15 protein-coding genes are annotated in these 18,454 nt (G+C 43.8%); all 15 read left to right on the forward strand.

The window, feature by feature from the left end:
- Positions 1–18: 18 nt before the first annotated feature.
- The gene (locus tag DW025_RS07740) at positions 19–342 is read left to right on the forward strand and encodes a hypothetical protein (RefSeq protein WP_070098442.1); all 324 of its coding nucleotides are present in this window, start codon (positions 19–21) and stop codon (positions 340–342) included.
- On the forward strand, positions 323–1,714 hold the full coding sequence (locus DW025_RS07745) for a hypothetical protein (protein WP_243104933.1): 1,392 nt from the start codon (positions 323–325) through the stop codon (positions 1,712–1,714). The genes DW025_RS07740 and DW025_RS07745 overlap by 20 nt, the downstream gene beginning before the upstream one ends.
- A gap of 14 nt (positions 1,715–1,728) precedes the next feature.
- Positions 1,729–2,925, forward strand: a complete 1,197-nt coding sequence (locus DW025_RS07750) for an FtsW/RodA/SpoVE family cell cycle protein (protein ID WP_119999449.1) — start codon at positions 1,729–1,731, stop codon at positions 2,923–2,925.
- A gap of 30 nt (positions 2,926–2,955) precedes the next feature.
- Positions 2,956–4,377, forward strand: a complete 1,422-nt coding sequence (locus DW025_RS07755; RefSeq protein ID WP_119999451.1) for a L,D-transpeptidase family protein — start codon at positions 2,956–2,958, stop codon at positions 4,375–4,377.
- Positions 4,378–4,407: 30 nt separating this feature from the next.
- Positions 4,408–5,283, forward strand: a complete 876-nt coding sequence (locus DW025_RS07760; RefSeq protein ID WP_119999452.1) for a hypothetical protein — start codon at positions 4,408–4,410, stop codon at positions 5,281–5,283.
- 238 nt (positions 5,284–5,521) lie between these two features.
- On the forward strand, positions 5,522–6,181 hold the full coding sequence (locus DW025_RS07765; RefSeq protein WP_117549944.1) for a helix-turn-helix domain-containing protein: 660 nt from the start codon (positions 5,522–5,524) through the stop codon (positions 6,179–6,181).
- Between the two features lie 67 nt (positions 6,182–6,248).
- Complete coding sequence (locus DW025_RS07770) at positions 6,249–7,949, forward strand: sensor histidine kinase (RefSeq protein WP_119999454.1); 1,701 nt, start codon at positions 6,249–6,251, stop codon at positions 7,947–7,949.
- Positions 7,942–8,631 (forward strand): response regulator transcription factor, encoded by a 690-nt coding sequence (locus DW025_RS07775; protein WP_022217373.1) that lies wholly within the window; start codon positions 7,942–7,944, stop codon positions 8,629–8,631. The genes DW025_RS07770 and DW025_RS07775 overlap by 8 nt, the downstream gene beginning before the upstream one ends.
- A gap of 211 nt (positions 8,632–8,842) precedes the next feature.
- The gene (locus tag DW025_RS07780) at positions 8,843–9,544 is read left to right on the forward strand and encodes an RluA family pseudouridine synthase (RefSeq protein WP_119999456.1); all 702 of its coding nucleotides are present in this window, start codon (positions 8,843–8,845) and stop codon (positions 9,542–9,544) included.
- A 142-nt stretch (positions 9,545–9,686) separates the two neighbouring features.
- Entirely contained in the window at positions 9,687–11,120 is a 1,434-nt protein-coding gene (gene proS, locus DW025_RS07785) for a proline--tRNA ligase (RefSeq protein ID WP_119999458.1), read from the forward strand.
- A gap of 91 nt (positions 11,121–11,211) precedes the next feature.
- Positions 11,212–12,543 carry a CCA tRNA nucleotidyltransferase gene (locus tag DW025_RS07790; RefSeq protein ID WP_119999460.1) on the forward strand — a complete coding sequence of 444 codons (1,332 nt, stop codon included), beginning with the start codon at positions 11,212–11,214 and terminating at the stop codon, positions 12,541–12,543.
- 177 nt (positions 12,544–12,720) lie between these two features.
- Positions 12,721–13,713 (forward strand): hypothetical protein, encoded by a 993-nt coding sequence (locus DW025_RS07795; protein ID WP_243104934.1) that lies wholly within the window; start codon positions 12,721–12,723, stop codon positions 13,711–13,713.
- Between the two features lie 153 nt (positions 13,714–13,866).
- Positions 13,867–15,618: a phospho-sugar mutase gene (locus DW025_RS07800; RefSeq protein ID WP_117549954.1), complete on the forward strand. Its 1,752-nt coding sequence runs from the start codon at positions 13,867–13,869 to the stop codon at positions 15,616–15,618.
- Positions 15,619–15,772: 154 nt separating this feature from the next.
- Complete coding sequence (locus DW025_RS07805) at positions 15,773–17,473, forward strand: hypothetical protein (RefSeq protein WP_119999461.1); 1,701 nt, start codon at positions 15,773–15,775, stop codon at positions 17,471–17,473.
- Complete coding sequence (locus DW025_RS07810) at positions 17,470–18,420, forward strand: glycosyltransferase family 2 protein (protein ID WP_119999463.1); 951 nt, start codon at positions 17,470–17,472, stop codon at positions 18,418–18,420. Before DW025_RS07805 ends, DW025_RS07810 begins: the two co-directional genes overlap by 4 nt.
- Positions 18,421–18,454: the final 34 nt, after the last annotated feature.

Raw genomic sequence — 18,454 nt, forward strand, 5'->3', positions numbered from 1 at the left:
AGAGACAGGGTGATATATGTGATAAACAGACCTGAATTGCTGGCTCTGGAATTCTACAAGTTGCGGCCTTTTAAGGGCAGTGACAAGGGTATCCGTTACATGATACAGAAGGATGTTGTGGAGATTGAGCCGGAGGGTGAAAAAGATCAGACAGAGGAAGATGCACCGAAGGAGACAAAGACTGTACTCACGGCATTTATATGGCCGGAGCCATTCTGTTTTGAGGTCACACCGGATGAACAGAAGGGATCGAAGCAGTTTGATTTTTCCGAGGAAGGATTGTGTGAGGCCATAGCCTGGTTGAATGAAAATCATGATGCATATGCACAAAAAAAACAATAATAAACTACTTAAAAGAATAATTGGAATAACAGCGACTGTCATCATTCTGGTGGCAGCAGTTGTTGCAATTATTTTTTTTCATCTTATGAGAAAATCTCAGATAAAGCTTGTGGAGGCCATGGTAAATACCATCAATTCTTCCAGAGAGTCGGAGATGAATCAGCAGTATGGCACATTTGACATGGGTATGAACATGATAAATGGCAGTCAGAGCTTTTCATTTGAGGATAATTCTGATCACAGCGTTGACATATCGCTGAAGAGAAGTGCTTCGGATCACAATTTTCTTGCGGAGGCAGGAGTTGATGACAAGACATTCAAACTCTATGCAAATAAGAGGACTTCTCTCATATATATAGATGATATGGCAATCAGAATACAGTACGCTGACAATCTCATCACGAACATGAGCAATTCTCAGGTGGTATCACTGCTTGGGATAGACAGCGACACAGTATACTCATTTGGCACTGCCTATGAGAACTGTATGAGGATGGCTGCAAATAATTATACGGACATCAACGGTGACGATATCCAGACAGATATTATCCAGAAGACACTTAAGTATTTCTTCAATATGGAGGGTACGAGTGAGGGAAAACAGACTGTGGTTACTGGGGATAGTACACAGGACTGCAAGGTGTACTCGGTCATCTTCAATGTGGATGATTTCTATAGTTATCTGGATGACTGTTTTGGCACACATGATATAGATCTTCAGGAAGTGTATGACATGCTTGACAAATACATACCGGAGATAGATACCATTGACAATACGGCAGAATTGGTACATGATATAAAGCAATTTGTGGATGAAATGTTAGACGGCAGGGATATCACGCTCTATTTTGCTGTGAACAGTAATGATGAGCTGGTCAAGCTGTATGCGGATCATGTGTCCGACAGGGATATGAGCATGTCGCTGACATTTTCTGGAGACAAATATACAGCACAGTCATATGAGTTCACTGTTACTGACAATTCTGACAACCATCTTGTGATAAAAAAGAGGGATGTGAGCAGTGACGGAGAGACAGGAGTGGTGTTTGATGTGGATATATCGGCAGTCGATCTCATGGATTCCGTGAAGCCTGTCAGCATAAGTGCATCGGTGGAGCTTAGATTGTCTGGAAGTGATGCAATTCTTGGTATACAGGTTGGAGATGCCGTGTTCAGAAAAAATGCGGAGATCACCGGATATGATAAGGGTAACAGCATTGATCTTGCGTGGAGCGGGGACAGTGATGGAAGCATGCATATCGGCTGTGATTCAGGAGCGATAGAGAAACCGGAATACAGGGACAGCCTGGATATATTTGACACAGATGTGATAAGTGCGTATAAATTTATAAAAGAGATAATGAACAGATAGATGGAGATTTGTATATGAGTGATACATCAGTTGTGGATAACTCCACGGGCAAAGAAAAAAGCAGATATACATCGGGAACCATATATAAGATGATAATTGCTATAACGTTCCTTCTGGCATTTGGACTGATAATGATATTCAGCGCATCCAGTTACGGTACGGCTGCCAGCAATTTCAGAAGCCAGTTGGTGTTTATCGTTTTCGGAGCATTGGCAATATGGGGATTGGCGTTTTTCCCATACGGTCTGTATAAGAAGCTTACATGGCCTGCATATTTTCTGTCATTGATACTGACATTTTTGCTTCTCACGCCATTTGGAGTAAATGTAAATGGTGCGACGAGATGGATCCAGATCCCTCACATACCATTCAGAATCCAGATCGCTGATATAGTGAAGACTCTCATGATCATATTCATAGCTTCATTTATAAGCAGCAAATGGAGAGAGATGCACAAGTGGCAGACTGTCATAATACTGTGGGTGCTTGTGGGACTCCAGGCGGGACTTTTGCTCGTCATATCCACAAACCTGAGTTCGTGTCTGGTCGTTCTTGGAATATGTTACTGTTCAACATTTATAGCCAGCAAGAACTGGAAACTGCATTTGGGAATATTGCTGATAGCTGTGGTGGTGGCGGTGGTCTATGTGAAGGTAGCCACGAGCTACCTGCCTACGGAGGAAGAACTTCTGTCAAATGACAACTTCCGTGCAAAGCGAATCCTGGGATGGCTGTACACAGAAAAATATGAGAAGAGTGCAGGATATCAGGTCATACAGTCGTTGTATGCCATAGGAAGCGGATCTTTCTTCGGCAAGGGACTTGGAAATGGAACACAGAAGCTTTCGGCTATACCGGAGGCCCAGAATGATATGATCTTCGCGATAATCTGCGAGGAGCTTGGTGTGGCAGGAGCAATCATGTTATTTCTTCTGTATGGCTATCTGTTATACCAGATGTATGTTATAGTTAAAGAGTCATCGAACGTATTTGGAAGCATGATGGTCATAGGTGTAATGGTACATCTTGTATGCCAGATAGTGATCAACGTAAGCGTTGCGACAAATGTAATTCCGAATACAGGTGTTACTCTTCCTTTCATAAGCTCGGGAGGTTCCGCACTTCTCATGACCATGGTCGAGTGTGGTATGTGTATAGGAATCAGAAGGCAGCAGACGAGAAGAGTGTATCAGAAGCATTTGAATGAATAAAATCCATGTGAGGAATAAGAGAGGTAGTATATGGTAAAGTTTAGAAAAATTGCGTTTTTGACAATGGCAGCAGTATTGTTGTCAACTTGTGCGACAGGAATCTCAAATCTGTCAGAAAGCAGGGTCGGCGGACAGTACACGGTGTACGCTGCGGAGACTCAGGCTAATGCCGGAGAGAGTGTTGCGACATTGACGGATGCAACTGCCACTGTGAAGAATAAGAAGGGCTGGTATACCAAGAACGGTAAGACATATTATTACGATGAGAACGGCAAGGCGTTAAAGAGCAAGTTCCTTACATACAAGGGCGACAAATATTATTTTAACAGATATGGCCGCATGGTGAGAGGACTTAACAAGATCCAGAATAATTACTATTACTTCAGAACAAATGGCAAGGCACTGGTGAATACCTGGAAGAAAATAAAGGGTAAGAAGTATTACTTTGGTTCTGATGGAAAAGCCTATAAGGGTGCACATAAGGTAAAGAATAGCAAGTATTACTATAATTTCTCAAGTAATGGTTATCTTGCGGAGGGTGTCAGAAAGATAAATGGCGTGATATACAGATTTGGTTCCAATGGAAAGCCATATACAGGATGGTATACTACAAAGCTTGGAAACAGACAGTATTACAGCGCTTCAGGTGTTGCATACAAAGGACCTAAGAAGGTAAATGGCAAGTTGTATCTGTTCGACAAGAATGGTGCACTGGTGAAGGGCAGAGGCTGGAAATATTACAACGGCAAGCGTTACTTCGTAAGCGTCAAGGGAACATTACTCACCGGATACAGATATGTGGATGGAGCATACTATTACTTCAGTAAGAGCGGTGCCATGTACAGAAGCAAGTGGGCATATGCGAATGGATATAAGTTCTATTTCAACAGAGGTGGCAAGAGACTCACAGATGTTGATAAGATCCTCGGAAAACAGGATTCCTATGAGATAAAGGTCAACAAGACCACAAATGTTGTGACTGTATATGCAAAGGATGGCAACAAGGGATATATCATTCCGGTAAAGGCATTTGTATGTTCAGGCGGTGACACAACACCTCTTGGAACATTCTATACACCTGCAAAGGGAAGATGGTGGACACTGATGGGACCATGTTATGGACAGTGGGATACACTTATAACAGGTGATATACTGTTCCACTCTGTGTATTACGGAGAGGAGGATCCTACCACATTATCAGTCAGCGCTTATAACATGCTCGGAACGACATGCTCACACGGATGTATAAGACTTAAGGCAGGAGATGCAAAGTGGATATATGACAACTGCGATCTTGGAACAAAGGTAACTATATTCGAGAGCAATAAGAGCGGCCCGTTCCCTAAGCCTACATCAGTTCAGCTTGATTACAGCCATACATGGGATCCTACAGATCCAACCATGGCATACAAGTGTAGAGAGAACGGATGTCATAAGGGAATAGCGTGGTAATATCGTGTTCAATGTGGAGAGAATAGATATATGAAAAAAGCGTCGTGGATGGACATGGGCAGAAAATATATATTATTTATGATTGCGGTCATCTGTTTTGCAGGTATCTGCATGGGATGCGGGAAGGTGGATGACGGTCAGGAGGAGAGTACCGGTATCCAGATAAAGAGCGGTGATGTTGAATCCGCGGAGAATATGACTCAGATAGGAGTGTATCTCGATGTGGATAAGAACAGTTCCGAGATAACGGATGTGAAGTACAAGATATCCGGTGACATAGGTATCGTGAGTTTCAGGTACAGCGGAGTGAAGGTTGAACTCAGAGGCTCCTGCAAATACGAGATGTACGATCTGGCGGGCGTTGAGAACACCAGCAATGGTGACATGATAACCGGCAACATCCAGGGATACAGTGCTACTTATTACACTCTGACTCCCGGACGTATAGCTTTCTGGAGCGATGGAACAATTAACTATTCGCTATATATATACGTCACAGCCAGTGATGAGGTACTCAATGAAGTGCTGTCACATATAGTATTTGAGAACAGATATACGGACAGGGCTGATGTCCAGCAGCAGATAGAGACGGACAGCAGAGCATTTGCTGAGAAGATCGTGAAGGTGTTCAATGATGAAGATCTTGAGACCATTAAGGATATGGTTTTATATCCTCAGGAGACAAGTGGTGGACAGTCCATAGCAAATGAAAATGAGCTGTTGAATGTTGATAAGAAGGCGCTGTTCACTGACATTCTTATGAAGGCTCTGAACGATGAGAATGCACTGGATAATCTGAGAAAAACTAACGACGGCTCCGAATATGTAATTGGAACAAACTATAAAAATGTACATTTCAGACTGAACGACGATGGACAGTTTGTCATCACAAAAATAAATAACTGATATTTATCCCCTGCACATAAGGGCAAACTGATATGTGCAGGGGATTTTTCTGTTTAAAAATACTGAAAAAGTTCTATTTGTCACGAATAAGTTCAGAATGTGATAAGTATGGGAGTATAGTGGGAAAATTTAGAGGACGATTCGCGTTGAGACTGTGTATTAAAGTCCTTAGAATTGTATCAGGACAGGAAATAACTTAAGACAGGACCTGATCTGAGACAAGGAGGAGATATACACGATGACAGAGAGAGTTTACAGTATAAGTGAGGCAGCAGCCAAGGTTGAGGTTGAGTCACATGTGCTTAGGTATTGGGAGGAAGAGCTTGAGATCGATATCAAGAGAAATGACATGGGTCACAGGTGCTACAGTGAGAAGGATGTAAAGATACTTCAGAGGGTTAAGACTTTGAAGGATAAGGGGATACAGCTCAAGGCGATAAAGGATATGGTTCACAGAATGTATGAACTTCTTGACGAGGGAGAGAGCACAGAGGAAAAAAATGCGGATGATGCGGTGACGGAGCTTATCGCAGAGAGTGAAAATACAGAGAAGAAGACCATAGAAACCATAAGGGTGAGCAGCGATGTGGGGGATGATTCAAGAATAGTTGATTTCAAGATGGCACAATTCCAGAATATCATGGACAAGATAATCAGCAACTCCATAAAGGACAACCTTAAGGTGATAACACAGTCAGTGTCCGCTGCGGTGTCCGATGACGTGGTAAAACAGATGGATGTGCTGATGAAGGAGAAGGAGGATCAGGAGGAAGCGAGATACAGAAAGCTTGACGCCACCATAAGAGAACTTCAGCAGACCAGACAGGAGGTTGCGGCAACGGAGATAAAGAGGAAGAAAAAGGGCATTTTCAGAAGAAAACAGAGAGAGAGTTTATAAAAACTTCACACACTAACAATAGGGATTAATGCTATAATTAGCGCTAGTAAGATGGGAGTTAACACGAATGAAGATTACTAAGAAAGTTAAGATAGCGATAATTTTTATATGGATAGCAGCGATATTGTCCATGGTTATAGGTACGGCTATCATAGGGCGATATTTTATCACTGGAACTTATGGCCGAAATCACTCACTGCAGCTTTTATATTCGGAGGACGATCCGGTCAATGATGTGTACAAATCTCTGTCCACATTGCGTGAGGAAGTTATAAGCAAGGTGAAGAAGAATCCTTCATACTATACAACCCAGGATAATGCAGATGCACTGGATGAAAAGAGCTCGGTATTAAATACTCATATAGCAGTGAAGAAGGATGGAGAGTACATATATAGTTCCGTTGATCCTTTTTCTGAGAGCCTGAAGGAGCAGTTAAAGAGAAATGATAACAGTTCGAATATCAATGCGATAGATGGTGATTCGATTGATACCGGAAATAACAGTGATATAAAGGTTCAGGAATATCTCATAACCCAGCCGTCATTCTATCTGTGCAACCAGGTATCATATGTGCTGGATGGAAGTCAGGTAGATATTTACATGCTCACATACTATGGTAATTATATGGCGAAGTTCAGGGGAACCATCATGGGTTATTCCATACTGATGGTTCTAATGATGATGCTCCTGAGCGGTGTCGTGGCATTCCTTGTATACCAGCAGTTTGTGAATCCTCTTGTCAAGCTCAAGGAGGCAGCAGAGCGTATGGGCTCAGGCAACCTTGACGAGAAGATAGACTTTGGCGATAACAGAGTCGATGAGGTTGGTGAGCTCTGTGAGTCATTTGAGGATATGAGACAGAAACTGTCAGACTTTACCAAGGCGAAGATGAGATATGAGGAAGAGAACAGGCAGCTCATAAGCAATATATCACACGATCTCCGTACTCCTATCACGACCATCAAGGGTTATGTGGAGGGAATCATGGATGGAGTTGCAGATACCCCTGAGAAGCAGGAGAGATATCTGAAGATGATATACAGCAAGGCAAATGAGATGGACAGCCTCATCAATGAGCTTTCACTGTATACGAATATCAACAACAACGCCATACCATATGAGTTCCACAGGGTATCGGTGAAGGATTATTTTGATGACTGTATGGAGGAGGTATATACGACGCTCCTTTCCAAGAACATGACGCTCACATACAAGAACTATTGTGATGACGATGTGAAGGTCATAGTTGATCCTGACCAGCTCAAGAGGGTCATCAACAACATAATTACAAATGCTATCAAGTATACCGATAAGGAATATGGACAGATAGATATCAACATATATGACAATGACGCGGAGGTTAAGGTATCCATAAGCGACAATGGCCGTGGAATAGATTCAGAGAGTCTGCCTCATATATTTGACAGAATGTACAGAGCTGACAGCGCAAGACAGTCAAGAGGCGGAAGTGGTCTTGGACTTGCTATATGCAAGAAGATCGTTGAGGAGCACGGCGGCAACATATATGCCACAAGCCAGCTTGGTGTCGGAACAACGATAGTATTTACCCTGAAGAAGTATATTCCAAAGGTTGAGGAGATCGAGGGTGATACTTCTGACGCCGGCGGTGAACAGCAGGCAAATGTAAAAAAGGATACACAGAAAAAAGATGATCAGAGAAAAGACAATCAGAAAAAGGATGGTCAGAGAAAAGGATCATTGCAGATCATAAATTCACTAAAGAAAAGGAGAGATACAGATGAGTAAGATATTGATCATAGAAGATGAGCTTAGTATTGCAGAGCTTGAGAGAGATTATCTGGAGCTCAATGATTTCGAGGTAGAGATAGAGACAAATGGACTTAAGGGTCTTGAGAAGGCATTGGATGAGGAATACAGTCTTATCCTTCTGGATCTCATGCTCCCTGAGGTGGATGGATTTGAGATATGCCGACAGATAAGGGAGAAGAAGGATATTCCGATCATCATGGTAACAGCCAAGAAGAATGATATAGACAAGATCAGAGGTCTTGGTCTGGGAGTTGACGACTATGTCACAAAGCCATTCAGTCCAAGTGAGCTGGTGGCAAGAGTCAAGGCGCACATATCCAGATACGAGAGACTTGTTGGTTCAACGGCACTCAAGAATGACGTCATCGAGATCAGAGGTCTTAAGATAGACAAGACGGACAGAAGAGTGTATGTTGATAACGAGGAGAAGGTATTTACGAATAAGGAGTTTGATATATTGTGCTTCCTTGCCAGCAACCCAAACAAGGTATTTTCCAAGGATGAGCTGTTCAGCAAGATATGGAATATGGACAGCATAGGAGATATAGCCACGGTTACTGTTCATATCAAGAAGATCAGAGAGAAGATTGAATTTGACACATCGAATCCACAGTACATAGAGACTGTGTGGGGCGTGGGCTATAGGTTTAGGATGTGATAAGAAAGCCCCAGACGGCGAACATGCAGCGTTCATGCTTGCATGAAACGCTGCATGTTCATCGGATGGGCAGATATTCATGAGCATGTATGCCGATAGGCAGGAATGCGAATGAATGTGCGATTACGAGAGCCACGAAGTGGCGAAGTAATCGTAAGGCTTTCTTATCACAATTATAATAAGCCCCAGATGGCGAATGAGGAGAAAACAAATGAAATTAAACATTTTACATGAGGATAATGATATAATCGTGGCTGTAAAGCCATGTGGTGTGCCAACTCAGCCAGACAAGACCAATTCAGAGAGCATGGTGAGTATGCTCAAGCTCAGGATATACGAGAAGGAGAACAGAAAAGAGGAGCCATATCTTGTGCCTATACACAGACTGGACAGGCCTGTAGGCGGAGTTATGGTATTTGCCAAGACTCCTGAGGCGGCTGCAAATCTCTCAAAGCAGGGCGAGGATGGTTCTATGATGAAGTATTATCAGGCGATCCTCACTGGTGAGCTTCCAAATGACCAGGGAGTTTTGAAGGATTATCTTCTTCACGATACTAAGGACAATGTGACAAAGGTCGTGGACAAGGACACACCTGGAGCAAAGTATTCCGAGCTGGAATATGAGGTGCTGGATGTCATGGATACGGACGAGGGAGTTCTGTCATATATACTTGTTGAACTCATAACTGGAAGACATCATCAGATCAGGGCTCAGTTTGCGAAGAGAAAGTGCGGAATATGGGGTGACACGAAGTACAACCCTAAGTTCCAAAAGACGAAGAAGAAATATAAAGAGATAGGACTTCACGCGTCCAGATTGGAATTTGACCATCCGACAACAGGGGAACACATGGTGTTCAAGCATGAGCCGGAGGGCGGAGCATTTGCGATATTGGATCTGGATGAGTTCTAAGAAAAAGGTGTTCACAGGGCGGATGTTGGCATGTTACGTGTTGACATCCGCCTTGAAATTTTGTAGATTAAAGAGTGTATGCATTAGGTAGTTCAGCTATGCAGCAGATATAGAATGTTTTAGAATTAAGGAGATAAATAAGATGGCAAACGATAAGAAGATGGTTGAAGCTATTACTTCCATGGATGAAGATTTTGCACAGTGGTATACTGACGTTGTCCTCAAGGCAGGACTTATCGCATATACCAACGTGAAGGGATGTATGGCTATCAAGCCCGCAGGATATGCAATCTGGGAGCTTATACAGAAGCAGCTTGATGAGAGATTCAAGGCTACAGGTGTGGAGAATGTGTACATGCCTATGCTTATTCCAGAGAGCCTTCTTGAGAAGGAGAAGGATCACGTTGAGGGATTTGCACCTGAGGTAGCATGGGTTACTTATGGCGGACTCAATCCACTCACAGAGCGTATGTGTGTAAGACCTACATCAGAGACTCTGTTCTGTGATTTCTACAAGAATGATATCCAGTCATATCGTGATCTGCCAAGGGTATATAATCAGTGGTGTTCAGTTATGCGTTGGGAGAAGGAGACAAGACCATTCCTTCGTTCAAGAGAGTTCCTGTGGCAGGAGGGACACACTGCACACGCTACAGCCGAGGAGGCTGAGGCAAGAACAATACAGATGCTGAATCTGTATGCGGACTTCTGCGAGGACGTACTGGCTATGCCTGTTGTCCGCGGACAGAAGACAGAGAAGGAGAAGTTTGCAGGAGCAGAGGCAACATACACAATAGAGGCTCTTATGCATGATGGCAAGGCACTTCAGTCAGGTACAAGCCATAACTTTGGAGACGGATTTGCCAAGGCATTTGGAATACAGTTTACAGACAAGGACAACAAGCTCAAGTATGTTCACCAGACATCATGGGGTATGACGACAAGACTTATCGGAGCCATCATCATGGTTCACGGAGACAATTCAGGTCTTGTACTTCCTCCAAAGGTTGCTCCAACACAGGTTATGATCATTCCTATCATGCAGAAGAAGGAAGGAGTGCTTGAGAAGGCAGCAGAGCTCCGTGAGAAGCTTGGAGCATTCAGAGTAAAGGTCGATGACAGCGACAAGAGCCCAGGCTGGAAGTTCTCAGAGCAGGAGATGAGAGGTATTCCTATCAGAGTTGAGATCGGACCAAAGGATATCGAGGCCAATCAGGCAGTTCTGGTACGCCGTGACACAAGAGAGAAGATCACAGTATCACTTGATGAGATAGATACAAAGGTTGGAGAGCTTCTTGAGACTATCCAGAAGGATATGTTCGAGAGAGCAAAGGCTCACAGAGATTCACATACACATGCAGCTCTTAACTGGGATGAGTTCAAGAATATCATCGACAACGAGCAGGGCTTTGTAAAGGCTATGTGGTGCGGCGAGACAGCTTGTGAGGAGGCTATCAAGGATGAGACAGGAGCATCCACAAGATGTATGCCATTTGCACAGGAGCATCTTTCAGATGTATGTGTACACTGCGGCAAGCCGGCCAAGAAGATGGTATACTTCGGACGTGCATACTAGAATATAGATAATAATCATGTATAATAACTTCTTCAGTATTTTGCTGGAGAAGTTATTATTTTACAGATATAAAGATGCGGAGAGAAAATATATGAGAATAGACATTCCAGAGGGAGCAAATAAAGTTATAGAGGGTCTTGAGGCAGCAGGCTATGAGGCCTATATAGTCGGCGGCTGCGTGAGAGACAGCATACTCGGAAGAGAGCCGGGGGACTGGGATATCACCACATCTGCCAGACCTGAGCAGGTCAAGGAGATATTCAGGCGAACCGTAGATACAGGAATAGAGCATGGAACCGTAACAGTCATGATGGGCAAGGAAGGCTATGAGGTCACGACGTACAGGATAGATGGAGAGTACAGTGATCACAGGAGACCGGATCAGGTGGAGTTCACAGCCAGCCTTGAGGAGGATCTGAAGAGAAGAGACTTCACCATAAATGCCATGGCGTACAGCCACAGCAAGGGCATAATAGATATGTTTGGCGGTGTGCAGGATCTGAATGACAAGGTTATAAGAGCTGTCGGTGTGGCAAGGGACAGATTCGATGAGGATGCACTTAGGATACTCAGAGCCATAAGATTTGCGGGACAGCTTGGATTTGACATAGAGAGGGATACCCGAAAGGCCATGATCATCCAGGCACAGTACCTCAAGGATATAAGTGCGGAGAGGATCAGGGTGGAGCTCACAAAGCTCCTTGTATCAGATCACCCGGACAAGCTGCTCGAGGCCTATGTTACAGGGATCACTGCATATATCCTTCCTGAATTTGACAAGATGATGGAGCAGCCACAGAACAACCAGTATCACAGATACAATGTGGGTGTACACTCCATTGAGGCGGTTAAGAATATAAGAGCTGATGTAACCATGAGATGGGCGGCACTTCTCCACGATATAGGCAAGCCATCAACACACACTGTGGACGAGAATGGAACAGATCACTTTTACGACCACCAGATCGCGGGAGTTCCACTGGCGGAGGCGGTTCTCAGAAGACTGAAGTTTGACAACAATACCATCAAGGACGTGTGCAAGCTGGTGAGATGGCATGACTTTGGCATGGGCTGCGTTCCGAAGAAGAATACCATCAGGAAGCTTCTCGGAGAGGTTGGAAAGGATTTCTTCCCATATATAATCGAGATCAAGAAAGCCGATATGGCTGCCCAGAGCGATTACAAGCTGGAGGAGAGACAGAGCCAGCTTGCGGAGCTTGAGAAGAAATATGAAGAGATCGTGGCAGATGCTGACTGCGTCAGGATCAAGGACCTCAAGGTAAATGGCGGAGACCTCATAAAGATGGGAATAAAGCCGGGACCTCAGATGGGCGAGATACTTCAGAAACTGCTGGATATGGTTATAGAAGACCCGGAGAAGAACGACAGGGAATATCTTATTGAACAGGTCAAAATTATGTAAGGAGTATGTATTTCCCATATCATATAAAAAAGAATTATTGGATGATGCGATAACAGTCGTAAAAAAATCCGGTAAAATATAATAACTTAAGAATGAATCTTAACAGCCCCTCATACAATAATTTAGCAGGTTATTATTGCTATAAAGTGAGCGACAGTTGTAGGAGGGGGTTTTTATTTGACTGAAAAAATGGGTGAAGTGTATGAAGCATACGATATGGAAGTACAGGGAACGGGCAGAGGCAGAGGTGCTGTGATCCTGATGACGGACAAGGGGGTCAGACAGGTGTCATCCCTGAATGGAACTGACGAGAGGCTTCAGCAGGAGAAGGAATTCAAGGATAAGATATATGAAAAGGGATTCTGTAATATAGACCGGGTCGTGGCCAACAGCGAAGACGAGCTGGTGACCTGCGACAGGTATGGAAATCCATTTGTGTGCAGGGAATATTTCCAAGGGCGGGAGTGTAATGCATCAAGCATAAGGGATCTTGAGAAAGCAGTTATAAATCTGGCGTGGTTTCACAGAGCCGGAAGGGAACTGTACATGGAGGAGAATACGTCATACACAAAAAAAACTCCGGGAAATCTGGATAGAAAGGTAAATGAGCTTCGCAGGATAAGAAATTTTGTCAGCAGGAGAACCCTGAAGAATGACTTTGAGATGATGTACATAAAGACATTTGATTATTTTTACAGCCAGGCAGAGAAGTGCCTGTCGCTGTTTCAGGATAATTTCACATACAACGACAAATGGCTTGGCTATTGTCACGGCTCGTATAATTATCACAGCGTGATGTTCTGTGATGGATACATAGCAACCATAAATTTTGACCGGTTCCATGTGGGATACCAGCTCATGGATCTGTACCAGTTTCTCCGCAAAGCCATGGAGAAGAACAGGTATGATATCACCATGGCGAAGGACATTCTGAGTGCGTACAGTCAGATCAATTATCTTGAACATGAGGATTATGAATTCATATATCTTATGTACAGTTTCCCGGAGAAGTTCTGGAAGATAAGTAACCGGTATATGAACACCAGAAAGAGCTACATATCCCCGGTTTTGATGGAAAAACTCCAAAAAGTTATCGAAGATGACCAAGAAAAGCTCAAAATTTTGAGTGAAATTAACGATACCTATGGACTTCACAAGCTGACAAATTAAGAGTATAATGTTGGGGCGTGGATAATAATTGAGTTAGACACGTGATACTGAATTGTGATGTATTTTACAGATGGTTTTTTCGTGTGTGTGTTTTCCATTTGTAGGATGCTCTATGGGTAACATAAAGCAATAGATTTCACAGGAGGCAAAATGATGAGCGATTATAATTACAAGGACGTGTATGAGCAGTGGGTGAACAATCCTTTGTTTGGTCAGGAAACCAAGGATGAGCTCTTAGCGATCAAGGACGACGAGAAAGAGATAGAAGAAAGATTCTATTGTGATCTTGTATTTGGAACAGCCGGACTTCGAGGCATCATCGGAGCTGGTACTAACAGAATGAACATATATGTAGTGCGCAAGGCTACACAGGGACTTGCAAACTACATCATCAAGGCGGGCAAGCAGGACAAAGGTGTGGCAATAGCTTATGATTCAAGAAGAATGTCACCCGAGTTCTCTATGGAGGCAGCTCTCTGCCTGGCAGCAAATGGCATAAAGGCTTACAGATTCGAGTCACTTAGACCGACACCTGAGCTCTCATTTGCAGTGAGATATCTGGACTGTGTAGCTGGTATCAATGTAACAGCATCACACAACCCACCAGAGTACAATGGATATAAGGTATACTGGGAGGATGGCGCACAGATCACACCACCTCATGACCAGGGAATCATGGCCGAGGTAAAGGCCATCACAGATTTCGCAGATACAAAGACCATGGACATGGTAGAGGCAAAGAAGAAGGGGCTTCTTGTAACTATCGGTTCAGAGGTTGATGACGCATACATGGGCGAGCTCAAGAAGCTCATCCTCAATCAGGATGCAATTGACAAGTATGGCAAGGATATCAAGATCGTGTACACACCACTTCACGGAACAGGCAACATCCCTGTAAGAAGGATTCTCAAGGAGATCGGATTTGAGAATGTGTACGTGGTTCCTGAGCAGGAGCTTCCGGATGGAGATTTCCCAACAGTTGAGTATCCAAACCCAGAGGCAAAGGAAGCATTTGCACTGGCACTCAAGCTGGCAAAGGAGGTCGATGCAGATCTCGTTCTGGCAACAGACCCTGATGCCGACAGACTCGGATGCTACGCCAAGGATTCCAAGACAGGTGAGTACAAGGTATTCACAGGTAACATGTCAGGAAGCTTACTCTGCGAGTATGAGGTGAGCCAGATGAAGGAGAAGAATGGCAGCCTTCCAGCAGACGGAGCAATCATCAAGACTATCGTTACTACCAACATGGTAGATGCTATAGCAAAGTATTATGGAACAGATCTCATCGAGTGTTTCACAGGTTTCAAGAACATTGGCCGTGAGATCCTCAGATTTGAGCAGACAGGCAAGGGAACATACCTCTTCGGATTCGAGGAGAGCTACGGATGCCTGATCGGAACCCACGCAAGAGACAAGGATGCCGTTGTTGCAACTATGGCTCTCTGCGAGGCAGCAGCTTACTACAAGGGTCAGGGCAAGACTCTTTGGGATGCAATGATGGATATGTACGAGAAGTACGGATATTATGTAGATGACATCAAGACCGTAACACTCAAGGGTGTTGAGGGATCTAAGAAGATCGGACACATCATGAATATCCTCCGTGCAAATGTACCTGAGGATGTTGCAGGCTACAAGACAAAGGTAGTTCGTGACTACCGTCTTGAGTATATAAGAAACATTGAGACAGGCGAGGTTAAGCCTACCGGTTTCCCTAATGCAAATGTACTCTACTATGAGCTTGAGAACGATGCATGGCTTGCAGTAAGACCTTCAGGAACTGAGCCAAAGATCAAGTTCTACTACGGAGTAAAGGGTTCATCATACGATGAGGCACAGAAGGAGTCAGCAGCATTTGGTGACAAGGTCATGGATCTTATCTACGATATACTTGAAAAGTAATAAAGAAAAATAATCATAAACAAACGGATTGTTACAGTGACGTATAATATACGGTCACAATGTAGCAGTCCGTTTTTTATTTTAAAATAAATTAAGTATACAAAGGAGGTAAACTGCTCTTATTATATGGGCAAAGACAGGGAGAGAATAGATTATGACAGAGAGTGTAAAGAAAAATAAAGAAATCAGGACAAATCGGTATTTCTGGATCGCATGCATAGTGCTGGTGTTACTGCAGTATGGACTGTGCATCCACTACGGGCTTAAGAGACAGTATCTGTTTTGTGATGAGGTGTACAGCTATGGCCTTGCAAACTCCACGGACAAGACTTTTCTCCATCCGGGAGAGGACAACACGCCACTTGATGAGTGGGTGACGGGGTCATATTTTGAAAACTATATGAATTATAACGATGATTCATTCAACTACAGTGCGGCATACAGAAATCAGGAAAATGATGTCCACCCGCCGGTATATTATATGCTGCTGCATACGGTGTGCTACTTTTTCAAAGGAGCGGGATACAGTGCAGTTCCGGGAATAGTGCTCAACCTCATACTCCTGATATTTGTGGATATTCTTCTGTTGTATGTGGCGGCATATCTGCTTGGAAACAGATGGTATGGACTGATGGCGGCAGCCTTGTGGGGCGTATCATCGGTGGGCATAAGCAACTGTATGCTCATACGGATGTATCTTCTTCAGACCTTGAATGTATTGCTGCTGACGGCGGTTCATGTATATATACTGAGACATAAAAAGAAGATGACCATGCCGTATTTTATATTGCTGGCACTGGCGGTCATGTTCGGCGGACTCACACACTATTATTTCTACTTCTATGTTGCCGGACTTGGATTGTGTGTATGTATATACCTGCTGTATATGCGAAAGGTAAAGCAGATGTTTGCGTATGGCTTTAGTCTTGTTGCTGGACTTGGTGCGGCAATAGCGGTATTTCCCGCAACGATAAAGCACATATTTGGTTACAGGGGAAGCTATGCTACCGATAATCTGATAGGACTTTCCGGTCACAAATTCTTATATTATATCAGTTATATAAACAGGTCGTATTTTGCAGGACTGCTTCCGCTGATCGTGCTTGTGGCACTGGTGCTCATCGTGGCAAGGATAGTGCTTTCATTTGTGGATATAAAGATATCCTTGGTCAGGGGAAATGATGGATTATCCTACAGAGTATGTATACACAGGAGAGATATAGATGCAGACAGAACAGGAAGGATAGAGTCACGCTCACTGTTATTGGCGGGAGTTATCGTGGCTGACGCCGTTCTTGCATTTGTGGGAATACAGGGGTCCGAGCTTGTAAATGCAAGATATATCTACTCGGCACTTCCTATAGTGGCTGTGTTTATGATATGGTGTATGATGAAGCTGGTTCCAGTAATAACCAGGAAGAGATGTGCAGTTGTAACCGCTGTCATATGCCTGGCATTATGTGCAGGCAGTATAGCTGTAAAGGGTGTAGACTGGCAGTACAGGGGCTACAGCGACTGGAGCACAGCCTTGGAGGAGATGAAGGGACAGGACTGTATCATACTGTGTCACGGAGATGGCAAATGGAACAACGTGTATGCGGGTATGAATGTATTTTCCAGTATGGGAAGATGCAGGTATGTGTATGAGGATGATATAGACAGCATCGCAGACCTGGTGGAGGACTGTGGCGATGAGATATATGTGGCGGTCATCAATGATCCAAAATTTGAAGAGAAAAAGATACACAAGATGACTGAGAAAATAGCAGAGATAACAAAGTATACAAAGAAATCTATAGAATACAGATTTTCAGGAATACGAATTTATAAATTTAAAGCAGGTGATACAAAATGAAAAAAGTCAGCTTGATAATTCCTTGCTATAATGAAGAGCAGGCTCTTCCGATATTTGCAGGGGAGTTGGATAAGGTGAGACAGGGGCTCAGACAGTATGATTTTGAGGTTCTTATGGTAAATGACGGTTCGTCAGACAAGACTCTTGAGACCATGAAAAAGATCTCAGAGGAATACGATTATTTCAAGTATTTGTCATTTTCCAGAAACTTTGGTAAGGAGGCTGCAATGTATGCGGGCTTCTGCAATGCAGATGGGGATTACGTGGCGGTGATGGATGCCGACATGCAGGATCCGCCGAGTCTGCTCCCGGAGATGCTCGGTATACTTGAGCAGGGAGAATATGACAGTGTGGCGACCAGAAGAGTCACCAGAAAGGGCGAGCCGCCGATAAGATCATGGTTTGCGCGGATGTTCTACAAGATCATCAACAAGATATCCGACGCCGATGTCGTGGATGGCGCCAGGGATTTCAGGCTTATGAAGGCAGAGATGAAGGATGCCATCGTGTCGATGTGCGAGTACAACAGATTCTCCAAGGGAATATTTGGCTGGATCGGGTTCAGGACAAAATGGCTGGAATACGAGAATGTGGAGAGAGTTGCGGGCGAGACGAAGTGGAACTTCTGGAAGCTTTTCAAATACGCACTGGACGGAATAATCAACTTCTCCGAGGCGCCGATGAGTATAGCTTCAGGATTTGGAATATTTTGTACATTTGTCGCATTTGTCATGATGCTGTTCTTCTTCATAAGAAAGCTGGTGTGGGGAGACCCTGTTGCGGGATGGCCGTCACTTGTGTGCATCATACTGTTTATATCAGGACTCCAGTTCCTGTGCATAGGAATAATGGGTAAATATATCGCCAAGACATATATGGAGACCAAGAGCAGACCACATTATATAATTTCCGACACCAATAAAGACGACGTGAATAAGATAAATTGATAACATTATGAAGCTGTATTGTGATGGAATGGTT

This window comes from Coprococcus sp. AF38-1 (assembly GCF_003603945.1).
In the GTDB taxonomy this organism is placed as follows: domain Bacteria; phylum Bacillota; class Clostridia; order Lachnospirales; family Lachnospiraceae; genus Coprococcus; species Coprococcus aceti.